This is a genomic window from Halomarina ordinaria (genome assembly GCF_030553305.1).
In the GTDB taxonomy this organism is placed as follows: domain Archaea; phylum Halobacteriota; class Halobacteria; order Halobacteriales; family Haloarculaceae; genus Halomarina; species Halomarina ordinaria.
The window spans coordinates 150,652-167,923 of record NZ_JARRAH010000001.1 but is presented as its reverse complement, the minus strand read 5'-3'; the positions used below and the strand labels follow the sequence as shown (position 1 = coordinate 167,923).

Sequence of the window (17,272 nt, the reverse complement as noted above, 5' to 3'; positions counted from 1 at the left end):
GCCCTACCCATCCCTCACCGGAATCGGTTCGTCCGGCGCGGCCGACGTCTTCGGCAGCGTCAGTTCGAGGACGCCCCGCTCGATGGTCGCCTCGGCGCCGTTGCCGGTCGCGTCCGGCGGGAGGCGCAACTCGGCGTCGAGGAACAGCGAGCGGTCCTCGCTGAGGTAGCGGAACTCGTCGGGGAGGTCCTTCGCCCGCTGCACCTCGAGGCGCAGCGTCCCCTCGTCGACGCGGGCGTCGACGGTGTCGGCGGTCGCACCCGGGAGGTCGACGACGACCAGGTAGGCGTCGTCCGACTCCAGCAGGTCTGCGAACACCGCGTCGGGAAGGTCCTGCAGCGCATCGCGCAGGGCAGACATACCCGACGATAGTCACGCGAAGGCGAAAAACCCCCCGGTCGCGGCCCGTCGGAGGCGGGAGGGACGGAACGCGACGCCGGCCGCGACCGGGCCGAGCGAGCGCTCAGAACGCGACGAGGACGACCCCCGCCCCGGCGAGGAAGGCGAGTGCGGTGGCGGCGGGCGCGAGCGCCCCGCGGACGACCCGGCGGGCGACGCCGCGCTCGTCGGTGTCGGAGACGAGCAGCGAGCCGTCGTGCGGTTCGAGGCGTGCGTTCACCTGGCCGACCGCCGTGCTGACGCCCCGGTCGTAGACGGGTTCGCCGTAGACGTACGCCCGCTCGCCGGGGTCGAGGCGCGCCTCGACGTACCGGCGGTCCGACCCGGTCGCGACCTCGAGCGGACCGAGCGACAGCGAGGTGTCCTCGCCGTCGAGGTCCTCGCGTTCGGCGACGAACCGCCGGATGCGCTCGGGCGGCGGCCGTCCGCCGGGGACGGTCGCCACGCGCTCGCGTTCGAGGCGGCTGTCGAGGCCCGCGGGGAACGCGAGGACGCTCCCGGTGTCGTCCTCGACGCGGAACGGGACGGCTTCCCGTCCGGCGGCGACGTCCTCCCAGTAGGTGCCGTGCTGGCCGGTGCGCTCCTCCTCGACGGTCCAGGCGCAGACGAGACAGGGCGTTCCGGAGAACGGGGCGGTGAGGGTGTCCTCGTGGACGCCGGCCGTCCCACGGACCTCGACGGGACCGCTCGTGTTCGGGAGGTCGACCACCGGCGTCGGGTCGGTGGCGACGAGGCGGTACGCGAGGAGCACCTGCGTCCCGGCGAGGGCGGCGACGGCTAGGCCGACGAGTGCCAGAACGGCCGCGACGAGGAGCGCGAGGGAGGGCTCCGGGAGCGTCTGGAGGGCCATACCGACCGTTCTGAGCGCCGTCACCTAACGGTTCGCCCTCGTCGGTCGGGACTCAGTCCCGGCGCTCGATTCGGGCGGGGAGCGACTCGACGCCGTAGATGAACGAACTCCGGACGGGCGTCAGGTCGTCCGTCTCTACCTCGAGGAGGTCGAAGCGCTCGAAGAGGACGCGCAGGGCGACGGTCGCCTCGAGGCGGGCGAGGGGCGCGCCCAGACAGTAGTGCGTGCCGTAGCCGAAGCCGAGGTGCTGGTTGGGCGTGCGGTCGGGGACGAAGGTGTCGGGGGCGTCGAATTTCGCGCCGTCGCGGTTCGCCGCGCCCAGCCAGCAGACCACCCGGTCGCCGGCCGCGATGTCGGCGCCGCCGAGCGTCGTGTTGACGGTGGCGACCCGCGACATCGCCTGCACGGGCGCGCGGTAGCGCAGGACCTCCTCGACGGCGGGCCCGAGCGCGTCCGGTTCGAACCCCGAGAGGTGGTCGGCCTCGGCGAAGGACCGGACCGCGTTCCCGACGAGGTTCGTCGTGGTGACGTTGCCCGCGATGAGCAACAGCATGCAGAACCCGAGCAGTTCCGTCTCGTCGAAGCCGGCCTCCTCCTCGGACTCGACGAGGCGCGTGACGAGGTCGTCCCGGGGGTGTTCGCGCCGGTCGGCGATGAGTTCGCCGAAGTAACTGGCGAGTTCCATCCCGGCCTGCATCTGTCGCTGCTGGAGGTCGCCGTTGCCCTCGCCGTCGCCGTCCGTCGAGGCGACCATCGTCGTCGACCACTCGCGGAACCGGTCGCGGTCCTCGCTCGGCACGCCGAGCAGCTCGGCGATGACGATGACCGGCAGGGGGTACGCGAGGGCGTCGACGACGTCCATCCGGTCGCCCTCGACGTCGTCGAGCAGGTCGTGGGTGAGGTCCTCGATACGGGGTTCGAGGGCCGCGACCGCGCTCGGGCGGAAGAACTCCTCGACCACCTCGCGCGAGCGGTCGTGTTTCGGCGGGTCCTGGAACAGCATCGTCTCCAGCAGGAACTCCTGTTCGCCCCCGGTCGAGCGGTAGTCGCTCGCCTCGCGCGGGTCGACCGAGAACGTCTCGTCGTCGCCGAGGGCGGTCTTCACCTCCTCGTACGCGAGGACGTCCCAGCAGCGCCGGTGGTCGTCGTAGTGGACGGGGGCCTCGGCGCGCCGGGCGGCGTACCAGTCGAAGGGGTCGAGCCACGCGTCGGGGTCGGAGAGCGCCTCGGGGAAGGTCAGTAACGACGGCGGGGTCGAAGAACTCATCGTCGGGGGTTGGGAGGCTGTCTGTATGAACCTACTGACGGCCCCGGACCGACTGCCGTCGGTCGGGCCTCGAGAACACGCGGGAGCGTCGCGGGTGCTTTTGCCCCCGGGCGCCAACGACGACCCATGACCGACGTGAGCGAGACGGGGTTCAAGTCCGTCACGCGGGTCGCCGCGGCGCGCGAGCGACTCCTCGACGTGGCGACACCCCACGAGCGAACCGACCGCCTCCCGGTCGCGAACGCCGACGGCCGGATGCTCGCGGGGGCCGTGAGCGCCGAGCGAGCCGTCCCGCACTACGCGCGGGCCGCGATGGACGGCTACGCCGTCTGCGCGCGCGACACCTTCGGGGCGAGCGACCGCTCGCCGACCGTCCTCCGGGAGGCGGACGAGGAGGTGGCGGACGGCGAGGCCGTCCGGGTACACACGGGGAGCGCCCTGCCGCCCGGCGCGGACGCGGTGGTGATGGTCGAGCAGACCGAGCGCGTTCCCGTGGGAGAGGGGACCGACGTCGAGGTGTTCGACGCGCTGGCGGAGGGAGAGAACGTCGGCCCCGTCGGCGAGGACGTCGACGCCGGCCAGGCGCTCTACGAGGCGGGCCACCGACTGCGTCCCTCCGACCTCGGCCTCCTGCGCTCGACGGGCGTCCGGGGGGTCGAGGTGTACGAGCGCCCGACCGTCGGCGTGGTTCCGACCGGCGAGGAACTGGTCGAGCGCGACCCCGGTCCCGGCGAGGTGGTCGAGACGAACGCCCTCACCGTCTCGCGGTACGTCGAGGCGTGGGGCGGGCGGGCGACCTACCGCGACGTCGTCACCGACGACCGCGAGGCGCTCCGGGCGGCCATCGAGCGCGACCTGACGAAGGACGTCGTCGTCACGACCGGCGGGTCGTCCGTCGGCGCGCGCGACCTCATCCCCGAGGTCGTCGACGACCTCGGCGAGGTGCTGGTCCACGGTGTCGCGCTGAAGCCGGGGCACCCCTGCGCGCTCGGCGTCGTCCGTGAGACGCCCGTCGTCATGTTGCCCGGCTACCCCGTCGCCTGCATCGTCAACGCCGTCCAGTTCCTCCGACCGCTGTTGAAGCACGTCGGGCACCTCCCGCACGTACCGCACCCGACCCGGGAGGCGACGCTCGCGCGGAAGGTCCGCAGCGAACCGGGGGTGCGGACGTTCGTGCGCGTCGAAGTCGACCAGGGCGACGAGGGGGAGGACGGCCTCCGGGCCACGCCGACGCGCGCGAGCGGGTCGGGCGTCCTCTCGTCGGTCGCGCTGGCCGACGGCTGGGTGGTCGTCCCCGAGTCCCGCGAGGGGATGCCCGAGGGCGAAACGGTATCCGTCGAGGACTGGGAGTACCGACCATGAGAAAGGAGTTCCGCGACCTCGCGCCCGCCGAGGAGGCCCACGACGCCATCGCGTCGCTCGACCTCGGGGGCGGGGTCGAACGCGTCCCCCTCAGGGAGGCCCGCGGTCGGGTCCTCGCCGAACGGGTGGACGCCGACCTCGACGTCCCGGGGTTCGACCGCGCCAGCGTCGACGGCTACGCGCTCAAGGCGCGCGACACCTTCGGCGCGGACGAGGCCGACCCCGCCGTGCTCGACCTCGCCGGCGTCGTCCACGCCGGCACCGAACCCGACCTCGTCGTCGGCGAGGGGGAGTGCGCCGAGATATCGACCGGGGCGGTGGTTCCCGAGGGAGCCGACGCCGTCGTGATGGTCGAACGGACGACCGAACGCGACGGGCGCATCGAGGTGCGGACGGGCGTCGCGCCGGGCGACCGCGTCATGTTCGCGGGGGCGGACGTCGCCGCCGGCGAGCGGGCGCTCGGCCCGGGGACGCGCCTGACACCGCGAGAGATCGGCCTGCTGTCGGCGCTCGGCGCCGACTCGGTCCCCGTCCGCGCGCGCCCGACGGTCGGCATCATCTCGACGGGGGACGAACTCGTCCGCCCCGGCGGCGCCCTGAACAGCGACGCCGGTCAGATATACGACGTCAACTCCTACACCGTCGCGACGGGCGTCGAGGAGGCCGGCGGCGAGGCCGTCCTCTACGACCACGCGGGCGACGACTACGACGAGATGGAGCGCCTGCTCGTGCGCGCGGCCGAGGAGTGCGACCTCGTGCTCTCCTCGGGGTCGACGAGCGCGAGCGCCGTCGACGTCATCTACCGGGTCATCGAGGAGCAGGGCGAACTGCTGCTCCACGGCGTGGCCGTCAAACCGGGCAAGCCGATGCTCGTCGGTCGACTGGAGGGGAGCGCGTACGTCGGTCTGCCGGGCTACCCCGTCTCGGCGCTCACCATCTTCAGGACGTTCGTCGCGCCGGCCGTCCGCCGGGCCGCCGGCGTCCCCGAACCGCGGACGGCGACCGTCGCGGGGCGGATGGCGACGAGCGAGCGCTACGCCGAGGGTCGCCTGCGCCTGATGCCCGTCGGCCTCGTCGAGGGGGGACCCGAGGAGGGCGACGACCCGCTCGTCTACCCGGTCGACAAGGGGAGCGGCGCGACGACGAGCCTCGTCGAGGCCGACGGCATCGTCGAGATGCACCCCGACACGGGCTACCTCGACGCCGGCGACGCCGTCGACGTCCGCCTGTTCTCGCCCGACGTCCGGGCACCGACGCTGTTCGCCGTGGGCGAGGACGACCCCGCGCTCTCGCGGCTGCTCGACGGCGTCGACCGACCGCGCTTCCTCGCCCTCGGGGGTCGGGAGGGTCTGCGCCGCCTGCGGAACGGCGTGCCCGACGTCGCCGTCGCGACGGGCACCGACGACCCCGGGTTCGACGCCGTCGAACTCGGCGCCTGGACCCGCGAGTGGGGGCTGGTCGTGCCGAACGGGAACCCCGAGGGCGTCGAGGGGCTCGCGTCGCTCGTCGACCGGGACCTCCGGTTCGTGAACCGCGCGTCGGCGTCCGGACTGCGGACGACGCTGACCGACGCGCTGGCGGCACTCGCCGAGGAGCGCGGGACGAACCGCCACGACCTCGTGTCTGCCATCGACGGGTTCGAGGCGGGCGTGCGCGCCCACGAGAGCCCCGCCCGGAAGGTCCTCGCCGGGCGCGCCGACACCGGTCTCGGTCTGCGCGCCACGGCTGACCGTCTCGACCTCGGCTTCGTCCCGGTCGGCACCGAGACGGTCCGGGCGTTCGCCGCGCCGGCCCGCGCCGAGAAGCCGTCAGTGCGGGCGCTCGCCGACGCCATCGCGGAGGGGTCGCCGTTCGAGACGCTCTCCGGCTACGACGGCTGAGGCGACACGTTGACTACGCGTTAGCACGAACCACCCGACACGATGACGGGGGAGACGATCACCCGCTGCGGGCACGAACTCGACGCGGAGTACCTCTATCCGGCCGACGCCGTCGTCCTCGAACTGTACGAGATGAGCGGGACGCTGCGGGTCCGCCTCGCGGTCCCCTGCCCCGAATGCGACGAGGCGGTCGAACTCGACACGCGCGTCGAACGGACGGCGACCGCGTCCGTCGAGGTCCCGCTCGACGACAGCGAGGACCAGTACGACTGAGTCAGTCGCCCGACGACGACGGGGCGAGCAGTTCGTCGAGGCGCGTGACCCGCCGGTCGCCGAGGACGCACATCCCACGCCGGTCGTGACCGTGTCGTTCGACGTGGATACCGTCGAGGCCGGCGTTCCACGCCGCGCCGACGTCCTGCGGACCGTCGCCGGCGAGGAAGCCTCGCGCGTCGGTGTCGACGCCGAGCGCGGACACGGCGCGACGGACCGGTGCCGGGTCGGGTTTCCACCCGAGGTCGTCGCTACAGCAGACGACGGCGTCGAACCAGTCGCCGATGTCGAGGTGTGAGAGCGCCGCGTCCGTGAGCCACTGCTGGGAGTGCGTGACCAGACCGACCGGCCGGTCGAGGTCGGCGACGAAGGCGACGTCGTCGTAGAGGAAGGAGTGTTCGGCGCGCGCGAGGGGGTCCTCGACCTCGTGGAAGACCGACCAGAAGTCGGCGGGGTCGAGGCCCAGCGCGGCCAGGGCGTCCCGGCGCGGGCCGCCGAGGCCGTACCAGACGGTCTCCGCCTCGGCCGGGGTGAAGTCGTGGCCGACGCGCGCACCCACCTCGGCCATCACGTCGTGGAGGTAGGCGGGGTCGACGTCGATGACCGTCCCGTCGAGGTCGAGCAGCCAGAAGTCGTAGGGAGGGACCGACATCTCGGAGGCTAGTATAGCCTATCGGACGCTATCAGCCTTCCGACCGGACGTGGACCGAACTCCCGAGGTAGTTCTTGACGACGTCCGCCGGCGTCGTCGCGTTGCCGAACGTCCCCTCCGAGAGTTCCTCGCGGATGGCCTCCTTCAGCGCCTCGAAGTGGCCGGGGGAGGTCCGGAGTTCGCGGAACGCCACCGACTCGACGGGGACGCCGAGGGCGTCGCTCGCCAGGTCGCGCAGGTGTCCGGGGGCGTTTGCCTGTCCGCGCCAGAGGTTGTCGCGGAAGAACAACCAGCCCTCCTGGCCCGGCGGGTCGGCCGCGCGCTCCATCGTCGTCTCGAAGGTCCGGGGGGAGACCGAGACACCCTCGGTGTCGGGGTCGAGTCGGAAGCGGACGCGGAAGACGTAGGCGGCGTCGGGCATCTCAGGCGACGTCGTCGAAGCGGGCGGCGAGGTCGACGTCCTTCTCGGTGATGCCGCCCTCTTCGTGGCTCGTCAGGTGGACCTCCACCTCGCGCCACCCGATGACGATTTCGGGGTGGTGGTACGCCTCCTCGGCGATGCCCGCGATGCCGGCGGCGAAACCGACGCCGGCGAGGTAGGCGTCGAACTCGTAGGTACGGACGAGTTCGTCGCCCTCGTGGTCCCAGTCGTCCGGCGCGCGCTCCGCTATCTCCTCGTCGCTCAGCAGGTCTGCCATGCGCGGGCGTACGACCGCCGGGCCGATAAGGGTGGGGTGTCGCGTGGGGCGAACTGGCGGCGCGGCCGTCGGTCTCGCAGGCGGGTGCGCCGCACGGTCGCGGCCCGCCGGCGGGCGGGGGTCAGGCGATAGCGACGCTGGTCCCGTCCTCGTATATAACGACTAGTCCGCGCGGAGTCCCTCGAAGTACACCGCCCGTTCCTCGGCGGCGGCGGGCGTCGTCACCAGCGAGACGCCGACCGTGAGCGCGAGGCCGAGTGCCATGCCGACGAGCGACCCACTCCAGCCGGCGTAGCTCGCGGGTACCTGCGCGAGGAAGACGCTCGCGAGGTAGAACGCCTGACTGCCGAGGACGCCCGCGAACATGCCCGCTCGCGTCGTCCGGGTCCAGTAGAGCGCGACGGCGACCGGAAGTGCGAGCTGTGCGAACCCCCCGAATGCGGTGTCGCCGATCTGGAGCAGCGTCGCGTTCGTGGTCAGGCTGAGGGCGAACGCCCCGAGCGCGAAGCCGACCACGCCGAGGCGGGCGACCAGTGCCTCCCGGTCGGGTGCGCCGAACAGGGGTCGGTAGACGTCGCGCGTGAGGTACGACGCCCCCGAGAGGAGCATCGAGTCCGAGGAGGACATCATCGCCGCGAGTGCCCCGGCGATGACGACGGCCGCGAACCACGGCGCGGTGTACTCCTGGAGCAGGATGGGGAGGACGTTGCTCCCCTCGGGGACGACGACGCCGAGGCCGCGCGCCCACGTCCCGAGCATGAACGCGGGGACGAACAGCAGGAGGACGAGGACGGGCCAGAGCGTGAACGTCCGTTTCAGCGTCTCCTTCGACCCGGCGGCGAAGAAGCGCTGGTTTATCTGGGGGAACATCGTGACGCCGAAGGCGATGCTCACCGCCGTCGAGATGACGTACTGGGGCGTGTACGCGCCCCCGCCGAGGGCGAGGAACTCCGGGGCGGTCTCGCCCACCCGTGCCGTCGCGGCGGTCGGCCCCCCCACCGCCGCGAGCACCCACGCCACCGCGACCCAGACGACCGTGAGCATGAACGCCCCCTGGAGCGTGTCGGTCCACGCGACGCCGCGCATCCCCGAGATGGCGACGTACAGGATCATGAACAGGGTGATGACCAGCGCGCCGGCCCAGTAGGGGACCGCGCCGTCGGTCAACGCCGAGAGGGCGATGCCCGCGCCGCGCTGCTGGAGCATCACGTAGGGAAACAGCCAGAAGAGGCTGATGCCGGCGACGAGGCCGCGCAGCGCCGTCGACCCGAAGCGGTCGCCGAGCATCTCGCCGAGGGTGACGTAGCCGTGCGTGCGCCCGACGAGCCACTGCTTGTAGCCGAGGACGTACCAGAGGACGGCGAACAGCAGGCCGTCCATCACGCCCATGATGAGGATCCACTCCGGGCCGATGTCGTAGGCGATGTTCGGCCCGGCGAAGAAGGTGAACGCCGAGAGGAGGGTCGCGAACGTCGTGAACAGGAGGACGACGGTCCCGAGCGTCCGACTGGCGAGGTAGTAGTCCTCGGCGCTGTCGTCGGTGAGACGGTAGGCGACGACGCCGACGCCGAGCGCGACGGTCAGGTACGCGCCGACGATACCCAACTGGAGCGCGAGGCTCACGCGCGGTCACCCCCCGACGGTCCGGACTCGATGCCGACGCCCCAGGCGCGCGCGGCGAACGTCCGGAAGACGACGGCCGCGAGCACCATCCAGCCGACGTGCCACCACAGCCACAGCGGGAGGCCGTAGACGACGGTACTATCGCGCCAGAGGAACCACGGCACCCCGAGTGCGACGAGTGCGAACAGTACCACCGCCCAGAACGCCGCGGTCCGATCGAGTCCCATTCGTACCAGCGATTGTAGACAGACTGACGTAAGTGTTGCTAATGCGCTTCGAAGGGAGGTATTGAAGAAATATTTCCACCGGAAGTGGTCGTTGGAGTCCTACTCTCGTTCGTCCTCAGCGACGGGGCGTGCGCTCGACGGCCGTGTCGGGGGCGCGTAGGACCGGTCTGGGGGTCGTCGACGACCAGAGAACTGACGCCGCCCAGCGAGCGGCCACGTGTCACTCCGCGTGCGAGAAGCCCCTCCAGGCGGAGGGGGCGTAGTGGGGTACACACGACGTGAATCCCATGACAGGTACGTTTGGGTGGACGGCAGTGCGCCGTCCCGCTCGTCGCGCGCTGCGGGCGAAGTGATACCAGACCTCGCTGTCAGCGTCCCACGTAAATTCCGACTCGCCATTGGTAGATTGGTATACGGGTCTTAACGCCCGTTATAGTCTCATTATCCGACTGATTACACCCGCTACCGTGTGCTATAGTGTAACACTATTTATATAGGAGGGCCGCATCTGGTCGTCCGACCCCGGCGGTGGGGTCGTGACCTATCATGGATGCAGACGACATGGTCGACGTGTGGATAGCCGCGGTCGGCGAAACCCACGACGACGACCCACGGCAGGAGCGGTTCTTCACGGAGCACTGGCGGGCCGAACGGTTCGTCGAGGCGTTCCTCGGCGACTCCCCGCCGGACTGGGAGACGGACGACGGCGGGACCGCGCGGACGCAGGTGGCCGACCGGTGGGGACGCGTCCAGTGCGTCCCCGCGACCGACCTCCAGGTGATAGAGGCTCCGACACCCTCGTAACCACCCGAGCAGGGGGCCGACGGCGCGACCGCCGCGAGGAGCGACTGCGGGCTAACGGTGTCGCATCCTTTATACGGCTCTCGGTGACAATTTATATCTATGCCATGCACGCGCGCATGGACGGCGCGGGTACCGCCCGCCTCACCGACGCGACCGACCGGTCGCACATCACCATCACACCCATCACGCCATGCACGACACCGCGAAGTACCTCATCCACGCCAACATCACTGCGGACGGAGTGGTCGAGCGCAGTGACGTCGTCGGCGCCATCTTCGGACAGACCGAAGGACTGCTCGGCGACGACCTCGACCTCCGCGACCTGCAGGACTCCTCGAAGGTCGGCCGGATAGACGTCGAGATCGACTCCCGCCACGGCCAGTCGTTCGGGACCGTCACCATCGCGAGCGGCCTCGACCAGGTCGAGACCGCCATCCTCGGCGCGTCGCTCGAGACCATCGAGCGCGTCGGCCCCTGCCGGGCGACCCTCGAAGTCGAACGCATCGAGGACGTCCGGGCCGCGAAGCGCCGCGACATCGTCGACCGCGCGAAACAACTGCTCGGCGAGGCCTTCGACGGGTCGATGCTCACCAGCCAGGAACTCATCGAGGAGGTCCGCCGCTCCATCCGCGTCGAGGACATCACCGAGTACGAGGGCTACCCCGCCGGCCCGCGCGTCGCCGACAGCGACGCCATCATCGTCGTCGAGGGGCGCGCGGACGTCCTCACCCTTCTGCGCTACGGCATCAAGAACGCCGTCGCCGTCGAGGGGACGAACGTCCCCGACGCCGTGGCCGACCTCACCAAGGAGCGCACCGTCACCGCCTTCCTCGACGGCGACCGGGGCGGCGACCTCATCCTGAAGGAACTCTCGCAGGTCGGCGACGTCGACTACGTCGCCATCGCACCCGCCGGCCACAGCGTCGAGGACCTCGACCGCAGCGACGTCATGCGCGCGCTCCGCGAGAAGGTCGCCTTCGACGCGCTCGACGGCGACGGCGGCACCAGCGTCGTCGCCGCCACGGACGGGAGCGCCCGTCCCGCCCCGCCCGAGGTCACCACCGCCGACCCGGAGGGCGAGGCCGTCGTCGACGCCCCCACCGAACCCACCCCCCCGTCGGTCGGCGACGAACCGTCGCCCGACGTCGAGACGGCCGAACCGGCCGAGGAGGCCGACGCGAGCGCCGCCACGACGGTCGGCGAGGCGGCCGGTTCCAGTACCGAGAGCGCCGAGCCCGAGACCGAAGCGGTCGAGGACGGACCAGAGGAGGACGAATCGGTCGAGGACGACGCCCCCGACTCGGGGGCGGACGAGGCGGCCGCGGTCGCCCCCGAGACGCTCCCCGAACACGTCGAGGGAGTCGTCGGCGGCGAGAGCGGCCGGGCGCGGCTGCTGTCGGCCGACTGCGAACCGCTCTCGGAGGGGGAGGCGGAGGAGGCGTTCGACCTCGTCCGGGACGCCGAGGCCGTCCCGGACGCCGTCGTCCTCGACGGGGAGGTCACCCAGCGCCTCCTCGACGTCTGCGCCCAGCGCGGCGTCGGGCAGGTCGTCGGCCGGAGCAGGGGCTCGTTCGTCAAACAGCCGACGAGCGTTCGCGTCCGGACGGCAGAGGAGTTCCGAACGCGGGACTGACCACACGTTCCCCTCCGGTTCTCTCAGTCCACGCGACGAACGAACAGGAGGCCGTCCACCGGGTCGTCGTCCGGCCCGTAGTGGTCGGGGAGCCGTCGCTCGACGGAGAAGCCGACCGCGTCGTAGAACGCCCGGGCGCGGTCGTCGTCCGCCCGGGCGGTGAGCGACACCCGGCCCGTCCCGGTCCGGACGGCCCGGTCGCAGACCGCCTCCAGGAGTCGCGTGCCGACTCCCGAGCGCCTGCTGTCGGCCGCGACGGCGAGTTCCGCGACGTACCACTCGTCGTCGTCGGGGACCGCGAGGACGTAACCGACCGGCCCGTCGTCGACGACGGCCACGAGACACGGCAGGGCGCCCTCCGCGCCGAGCGAGAGCAGTTCGGGTTGCGGTTCGGCGAGCGTCGCCTCCTGGAGCGTCGCCAGCGCGGGCGCGTCGTTCCGGGTCGCCGACCGGACGGTCGGGGACGCCATCAGAGCGCCACCGCGGGGAGACCGAGTGCGCAGGCGCCCGCGACGACGGCCGCCACGAGCGTCGCGAGGAAGTTCACGCCCTGGTTACCGACGACGCCCCCCTCGACCGTCGCGCCGAGGACGCTGTCGGCGGTCATCCCGACGAATCCGGCGACCACGACGACGAGCGCCGCGACCACCCCGAGGTCGAAGAAGAGGGCGGCGATGCCGGCGACGACGGCCGTTCCGGCGAGTCCCGCGACGACGCCCTGCCAGGTGACGCCGCCGTCCGTGCCGGGAGGGACGCGTTCGAGGGTGGTGATGAGCCGCGGGGGGCCGTAGAGGCCGCCCACCTCCGACGAGAGCGTGTCGCCCATCGCGGCGGCGACGGCCCCGGCGAACGCGAAGAAGAACACCGACTCAGGGAGGCCGATCACCGAACTGGTCGCGGCGCCGAGGACGGCCGCGAGCGCCACCGCCGAGTTGGCGAGGACGTTGCCGCTCCCGCGCGCGCCGTCGTTCCCCTCGGCGAGGCCGCGTTCGCGCTTCTGCTCGTAGCGGAACTTCGTCGAGAGGCCGCCGATGCCGAAGAAGGAGACGAGCACCGCGAGCCAGCCGAATCCCCCCAGCATGACGGTGAGGAACGCGAGGAACACCCCCGCGAGCATCCCGGTGATGGAGGCCGTCTCCAGCGCGTACGAGAGGTACCCGAGGGCGACGGTGACGGCGAGGCCGACGACGACCTGCTGGGGGGTGAGCGCGAGCGCGAGGTCGTCGAACAGCCACAGCACGAGCGCGACGGTGAGCAGGACGAGCGGGTCGTCGCGCTCGAAGAGCATCGAGCGCAACAGCGCCGCGAGCAGCGCCCCGGTCGCCGCGAGGAACAGCGCCTCCGGCGGGACGAACCGCGAGGCGACGTCGAGGGCAGCGGCCGCGAGTTGACCGAGGACGCCCGCGCCGAACCCCACGGCGACGAAGGCCGCCACCGCGTAGAAAGGGTCCCCCCACAGCCCTCGGACCCCAGCCTCCGCGAACGCGCCGACGACGACGAGCAGGAGGGTGGCGACGACGACGGCCGTCGGGAGGCCGACGGCGGTGAGGAGCGCGAGACCGGCCGCCGCGAGCGCGAACCCGGCGAGGCCGTACAGTCGGCCCTCCTCGCGGTCCCCGGGGCGGGCGAACAGGTCGAACAGACGGCCCCCCTTGCTCGCGGTCAGGGCGGCGACGGCGACGAGCAGGAACGGGAGCACCGCTGTCACCGTCGCGACCGGAGGGTCGAGGCGTCCCGCGAGGGCGGGCACGGCGAGCGAGAGCGCACCGACGAGCGCGAACGCGCCCGCCCGCCGGACGGTAGAGTCCACGCCCCCCGGTTCCCCCGACGCGCACTTAACCCTCCCGGGTAGCGATGAATGTCATCGGCCGCCGAAGGCGTGCCTCATGCCGTGAGGCTTAGGTCCCTCCGTCGTGCAGAGGGGGGCGTGGGACTCTACGACCGCTATCTCGCGCTTCGCATCGGCCGAAGCCGCGCCCGGCACCCCCGGACCGTCGCGCTCGTCATCACCGAGCGCGACCTCCTCGAACCCGGGGCCTACGAGACGCTCGAGTCCGTCCTCGGCTGGGCGTTCGACTACGGCGCCGAGCGCGTGATGGTGTACGTCTCCGTCCTCGACGAGGCCGCCGTCCCCACGCTCCGCGGGTCGTTCGACCGCCTCGACGCCCCCCGACCCCTCGCCGTCCGCGGACCGGAGGACGGAGAGCGCGCGGACGCGCCCATCCAGGTGAGCATCGGCCTCGGCGGCCGCGCCGAGTTCGCCAACGCCGTCCGCGACGTCGCGCACGCCGTCGAGCGCGGCGACCTCGACAGCGCCGACATCGACGAGGAGCACATCGAGGCCGGGCTCGTCTTCCCGACGGCCCCGGACCTCGTCATCAAGACCGGCGCCGAACGGCTCTCCGACTTCATGATATGGCAGTCGGTCTACTCGGAACTGTACTTCACCGACGTCAACTGGCGTGACTTCCGCGAGCGCGACTACCTCCGCGCCGTACGGGACTACCAGGACCGACAGCGGCGGTATGGACGCTGAGCGAAGCGAAGCGTCCAGACGACGCGAGTCTCGCGGACGTTCGGCCGTCGGGCGAACGCGGGACGCTCGACGGGGGTGGTGGCGGAGGGCGACACCTGAGCGGAGCACCCGGACGCCGTCGCGAGCGTCTCAGTCCGCCTTGAGTTCGATGTCGACCTCCTCGACGCGTTCGTCGGGCAGGTCGATGTCGGCGTTCTCCGTGCGCAGGCGGCCGAGCAGTCGCGCGCGCTCGTCGCTGCCGACGGCGGTGAGCAGCGCGAGCGCGCGTTCGGTGCGGGTACGCTGCCAGGACTCCTGGCGCGACTGGTAGGTGCGGATGGCCCGGAGGAAGTCGACGCGGGAGAACTCCGGCCAGTAGGGCGCACAGAAGAAGACGGCCGCCTCGTTGCCGTTGGCGTGCCACGGGAGGAAGTTGCTCGTGCGTTCGTCGCCGCCGGTCCGGATGATGAGGTCGACGGCGCGAGCGGGGCCGCCCGAGAGGCGTTCCTCGACCGCCTCGACGTCCACGTCGGCGGCGGCGAGTTCACCGCGCTCGACGGCGCCGGCGATGCCGCGGGCGGCGTCGAGCAGTTCGGCGCGCCCGCCGTAGCCGAGCGCGACGTTCAGGTACTGCGAGTCGTAGTTCTCCGTCTGCGCCTCGGCGTAGTCGATAGCCGTGCGCACGCGGGGCGGGAGGCGATAGAGCTGTCCGATGGCGCGGATGCGGACGCGCTCCTCGTGGACGTTCGAGTCGTCGGCGAACTGGTAGAGCTTCCGTTCGATGAGGTCGAACAGTTCCTCGCGTTCGGCCGGCGGCCGGTCGAAGTTCTCCGTCGAGAAGGCGTAGAGCGTGAGTTCCTCGATGCCGAGTTCGGAACACCAGTCGAGCATCGCCTCGGTGGTCTCGGCGCCCGCACGGTGGCCCGCGGCGGTCCCTTTCCCCTGACGGTCCGCGTACCGGCGGTTGCCGTCCTGGATGACGGCGACGTGCGTCGGCGTCCCCGAGAGTTCGCGTTCGAGGAGTCGTCCGTAGAGGCCCTGCAGTCGTCGTCTGACCCGCCGCAGCATATGGCCCACACTGTTCGGCCGGCGTGATGAGTCTTGTGACACGCGGCCGTCGGCCGCAGGCTTTTACTATCGGTACCGCGAGATGCCGTACGTAATGGCGACCGGAACGGTTGACTTCTTCAACGACACGGGCGGCTACGGCTTCATCACTACCGACGAGTCCGACGAGGACGTGTTCTTCCACATGGAAGACGTCGGCGGTCCCGACCTCGAGGAGGGTCAGGAAGTGGAGTTCGACATCGAACAGGCGGACAAGGGCCCGCGGGCGACGAACCTGCAGCGACTCTGAGTCCGAGGTAACAACGCCGGCGCGCTCCGCGCTGGCCCGATTTTCTCTCACGACGAGCGACCGCGACCGTGAGGCGTAAGCCGTTCGCCGGTGAGTCTCGGCCATGGAGACGCTCGACGACGACCTGTACGAACGCGCGAAGGCGCTGCTCGAACCCGGTGACATCCAGCTCGACGGCCTCATCCTCCACACCGACTACACGAGCGAGGCGGAGTCGCGCCTCCACGAGACCACCCTCGAAGTCGGGGACGTCATCGCCGAGTTCGCCGACAAGGGCGACTGGTACGTCTTCTCAGGCAACGACGACCCGCGCTTCGGGCTGAACCAGCACCAGGGCCTCACCATCGCGGAGGACGAGTTCGTCTGGGAGTGCCAGCAACTCCTCCGCGACGGGACCTTCGACGTCGTCTTCTACTACGAGGCGACCGACGAACAGGAGGAACTGTGCGAGGCCGTCTCGGACCTCGGCTACCGCGTGACGGGCGTCCGGGGCGACTGACGCCGGACCCCTGGCAGAGCCGGTCAGACGCAGTCGGGACAGCGGCCGTTCCACTCCGACTGGTTGGCCGGACCGACGACGCCGTCGATGTAGAGTTCCGCCCACCCCGACGAGCGCGCCGCGTGCTCGTCGCCGAACTCCTCCGTCCGGCCGCAGTTCTCGCAGACCACGAAGACACTCATGCGCCACGATAGCCCACCTCGGTATAAAAATCAGCCGACACCGCCGGGAACCGCGTCGCCGGTCGGGAAACAAGACGCTTACCGCCGGCGTACGTAGAGTTCGCGGTCGCCACGAACGTGGCGTCCTCGGAGGTAACGAGACATGGCTACGACGACCGAACTCGCCGGAATCGTCGCGCTGGCGTTCGTCGCGCTCGGCGCGTTGCTGGTGCTCCCGATGGTCATGATGGGGACCGGCACGATGAGCGCCGGGGGACCGATGATGGGTGGGGGATACGGCACCGCGCCGGGGTGGCTGTCGGCCGTCGCGGTCGGCGCGCAACTGCTCGTCCTGTCGTTGCTCGTCGCGCTCGCCGTCCTCGCCTACCGGGCGACGGTCGCCCGGCCGCGGGTCGACCCCGCGGTCGAGGAACTCAGGCGCGCGTACGCTCGCGGCGACCTCTCGGACGAGGAGTACGACCGCCGGCGCGAACGACTCACCCGCGAGGAGCGAGGGTAACCCGCTAGGGCGTGCACTCAAGCCCCCGGGGGTCCTCCCTCGAACCGTGTCCGCTTCGCTCACGTCGAACGTCGGGTGGGCCGCCCTCACCGTCTGCGCGTCGCTCGTCCTCACCGGGGGGACCTGGCTCGTGCTCCAGCGCCACGTGCCCGCCGTCGCCGCCACCGCGGGATGCGCCGGCCTGTTCGCCGTCTTCGGCCAGACGCTCGACGCCGTCTCGACGTTCGTCGGCGTCGACGTGCTGTCGTTCGTCGAGCAGGTGCCGCTCTCGCGGTCGATTCTCGACGCGACGGCGGCGCTACCGACCGCCCCGCTCCTCGGGAGCGCGTGGCTGTTCGTCGGCCTGAAGGTCGGCCTCGCCGTCGCGCTCGTCGCCCTGCTCGCGGACCCGCGACGTCCCCTCGGCGCGACGGACCGCCTCGCGCTCCTCGCGGCGGGGGCGTTCGGGCTGGTCCCCGGCCTGAGTAACCTCTGGCTGTACGCGACCGCCTGACGCCGACGTCGGGCCGACCGACGCGACGGCACCGCAGGGGGCGAACGCGGGGCTTATAC

At 71.5% G+C, this 17,272-nt stretch carries 22 protein-coding genes; 10 read left to right on the top strand and 12 right to left on the bottom strand.

Annotated features, from left to right (window positions below):
* Positions 1-3: 3 nt before the first annotated feature.
* From P1Y20_RS00895 to P1Y20_RS00885, 3 genes are all read right to left on the bottom strand, one after another.
* Entirely contained in the window at positions 4-360 is a 357-nt protein-coding gene (locus P1Y20_RS00895) for an Hsp20/alpha crystallin family protein (RefSeq protein WP_304446769.1), read from the bottom strand.
* Positions 361-463: 103 nt separating this feature from the next.
* Positions 464-1,249: a hypothetical protein gene (locus P1Y20_RS00890; protein ID WP_304446768.1), complete on the bottom strand. Its 786-nt coding sequence runs from the start codon at positions 1,247-1,249 to the stop codon at positions 464-466.
* 52 nt (positions 1,250-1,301) lie between these two features.
* Entirely contained in the window at positions 1,302-2,516 is a 1,215-nt protein-coding gene (locus tag P1Y20_RS00885) for a cytochrome P450 (protein WP_304446767.1), read from the bottom strand.
* A 126-nt stretch (positions 2,517-2,642) separates the two neighbouring features.
* Between P1Y20_RS00885 and P1Y20_RS00880 the strand changes: the two genes are divergently transcribed.
* From P1Y20_RS00880 to P1Y20_RS00870, 3 genes are read left to right on the top strand one after another with little or no spacing between them, the layout of a single operon-like run.
* Complete coding sequence (locus tag P1Y20_RS00880) at positions 2,643-3,878, top strand: molybdopterin molybdotransferase MoeA (protein ID WP_304446766.1); 1,236 nt, start codon at positions 2,643-2,645, stop codon at positions 3,876-3,878.
* Positions 3,875-5,758: a molybdopterin biosynthesis protein gene (locus tag P1Y20_RS00875; RefSeq protein WP_304446765.1), complete on the top strand. Its 1,884-nt coding sequence runs from the start codon at positions 3,875-3,877 to the stop codon at positions 5,756-5,758. The genes P1Y20_RS00880 and P1Y20_RS00875 overlap by 4 nt, the downstream gene beginning before the upstream one ends.
* Positions 5,759-5,800: 42 nt before the next feature.
* Positions 5,801-6,031 carry a hypothetical protein gene (locus tag P1Y20_RS00870; RefSeq protein ID WP_304446764.1) on the top strand — a complete coding sequence of 77 codons (231 nt, stop codon included), beginning with the start codon at positions 5,801-5,803 and terminating at the stop codon, positions 6,029-6,031.
* Position 6,032: 1 nt separating this feature from the next.
* Here the strand turns inward: P1Y20_RS00870 and P1Y20_RS00865 are convergent, their stop codons facing one another.
* The 5 genes from P1Y20_RS00865 to P1Y20_RS00845 all read right to left on the bottom strand — a co-directional run bounded on the left by P1Y20_RS00865 (position 6,033) and on the right by P1Y20_RS00845 (position 9,231).
* The gene (locus P1Y20_RS00865; protein ID WP_304446763.1) at positions 6,033-6,683 is read right to left on the bottom strand and encodes an HAD family hydrolase; all 651 of its coding nucleotides are present in this window, start codon (positions 6,681-6,683) and stop codon (positions 6,033-6,035) included.
* A gap of 31 nt (positions 6,684-6,714) precedes the next feature.
* Entirely contained in the window at positions 6,715-7,104 is a 390-nt protein-coding gene (lwrS, locus tag P1Y20_RS00860; protein ID WP_304446762.1) for an LWR-salt protein, read from the bottom strand.
* A gap of 1 nt (position 7,105) precedes the next feature.
* Positions 7,106-7,381 carry a 4a-hydroxytetrahydrobiopterin dehydratase gene (locus tag P1Y20_RS00855; protein WP_304446761.1) on the bottom strand — a complete coding sequence of 92 codons (276 nt, stop codon included), beginning with the start codon at positions 7,379-7,381 and terminating at the stop codon, positions 7,106-7,108.
* A 162-nt stretch (positions 7,382-7,543) separates the two neighbouring features.
* Positions 7,544-9,004, bottom strand: a complete 1,461-nt coding sequence (locus tag P1Y20_RS00850; protein ID WP_304446760.1) for a sodium:solute symporter family protein — start codon at positions 9,002-9,004, stop codon at positions 7,544-7,546.
* On the bottom strand, positions 9,001-9,231 hold the full coding sequence (locus P1Y20_RS00845) for a DUF3311 domain-containing protein (RefSeq protein WP_304446759.1): 231 nt from the start codon (positions 9,229-9,231) through the stop codon (positions 9,001-9,003). The genes P1Y20_RS00850 and P1Y20_RS00845 overlap by 4 nt, the downstream gene beginning before the upstream one ends.
* A gap of 546 nt (positions 9,232-9,777) precedes the next feature.
* On the opposite strand from P1Y20_RS00845, the gene P1Y20_RS00840 reads away from it, so the two are divergent.
* Entirely contained in the window at positions 9,778-10,035 is a 258-nt protein-coding gene (locus P1Y20_RS00840) for a GNAT family protein (RefSeq protein ID WP_304446758.1), read from the top strand.
* A gap of 190 nt (positions 10,036-10,225) precedes the next feature.
* Positions 10,226-11,668: a DNA primase DnaG gene (dnaG, locus tag P1Y20_RS00835; RefSeq protein ID WP_304446757.1), complete on the top strand. Its 1,443-nt coding sequence runs from the start codon at positions 10,226-10,228 to the stop codon at positions 11,666-11,668.
* A gap of 23 nt (positions 11,669-11,691) precedes the next feature.
* Here dnaG and P1Y20_RS00830 read toward each other — a convergent pair whose 3' ends face one another.
* Both P1Y20_RS00830 and P1Y20_RS00825 read right to left on the bottom strand, forming a co-directional pair.
* On the bottom strand, positions 11,692-12,138 hold the full coding sequence (locus P1Y20_RS00830) for a GNAT family N-acetyltransferase (protein WP_304446756.1): 447 nt from the start codon (positions 12,136-12,138) through the stop codon (positions 11,692-11,694).
* A complete protein-coding gene (locus P1Y20_RS00825; RefSeq protein WP_304446755.1) occupies positions 12,138-13,478 on the bottom strand; it encodes a DUF92 domain-containing protein in 1,341 nt (446 codons plus the stop codon). Before P1Y20_RS00825 ends, P1Y20_RS00830 begins: the two co-directional genes overlap by 1 nt.
* A 117-nt stretch (positions 13,479-13,595) precedes the next feature.
* Between P1Y20_RS00825 and P1Y20_RS00820 the strand changes: the two genes are divergently transcribed.
* Positions 13,596-14,204 (top strand): undecaprenyl diphosphate synthase family protein, encoded by a 609-nt coding sequence (locus tag P1Y20_RS00820; protein WP_304446754.1) that lies wholly within the window; start codon positions 13,596-13,598, stop codon positions 14,202-14,204.
* Positions 14,205-14,333: 129 nt separating this feature from the next.
* On the opposite strand, the gene uppS is transcribed toward P1Y20_RS00820, so the two are convergent.
* The gene (uppS, locus tag P1Y20_RS00815) at positions 14,334-15,251 is read right to left on the bottom strand and encodes a polyprenyl diphosphate synthase (protein WP_304446753.1); all 918 of its coding nucleotides are present in this window, start codon (positions 15,249-15,251) and stop codon (positions 14,334-14,336) included.
* 94 nt (positions 15,252-15,345) lie between these two features.
* Here uppS and P1Y20_RS00810 point away from each other — a divergent pair, with 94 nt between their 5' ends.
* Together P1Y20_RS00810 and P1Y20_RS00805 are read left to right on the top strand one after the other, a co-directional pair.
* Positions 15,346-15,540: a cold-shock protein gene (locus tag P1Y20_RS00810; RefSeq protein WP_304446752.1), complete on the top strand. Its 195-nt coding sequence runs from the start codon at positions 15,346-15,348 to the stop codon at positions 15,538-15,540.
* Positions 15,541-15,643: 103 nt separating this feature from the next.
* A complete protein-coding gene (locus tag P1Y20_RS00805) occupies positions 15,644-16,039 on the top strand; it encodes a DUF5778 family protein (protein WP_304446751.1) in 396 nt (131 codons plus the stop codon).
* Positions 16,040-16,062: 23 nt separating this feature from the next.
* Here P1Y20_RS00805 and P1Y20_RS00800 read toward each other — a convergent pair whose 3' ends face one another.
* Entirely contained in the window at positions 16,063-16,221 is a 159-nt protein-coding gene (locus P1Y20_RS00800) for a hypothetical protein (protein WP_304446750.1), read from the bottom strand.
* Positions 16,222-16,363: 142 nt separating this feature from the next.
* On the opposite strand from P1Y20_RS00800, the gene P1Y20_RS00795 reads away from it, so the two are divergent.
* On the top strand, positions 16,364-16,720 hold the full coding sequence (locus tag P1Y20_RS00795; RefSeq protein WP_304446749.1) for an SHOCT domain-containing protein: 357 nt from the start codon (positions 16,364-16,366) through the stop codon (positions 16,718-16,720).
* Between the two features lie 46 nt (positions 16,721-16,766).
* Positions 16,767-17,213, top strand: coding sequence for a DUF63 family protein (locus tag P1Y20_RS00790; protein WP_304446748.1), 447 nt, complete (start codon positions 16,767-16,769; stop codon positions 17,211-17,213).
* Positions 17,214-17,272 lie beyond the last annotated feature (59 nt).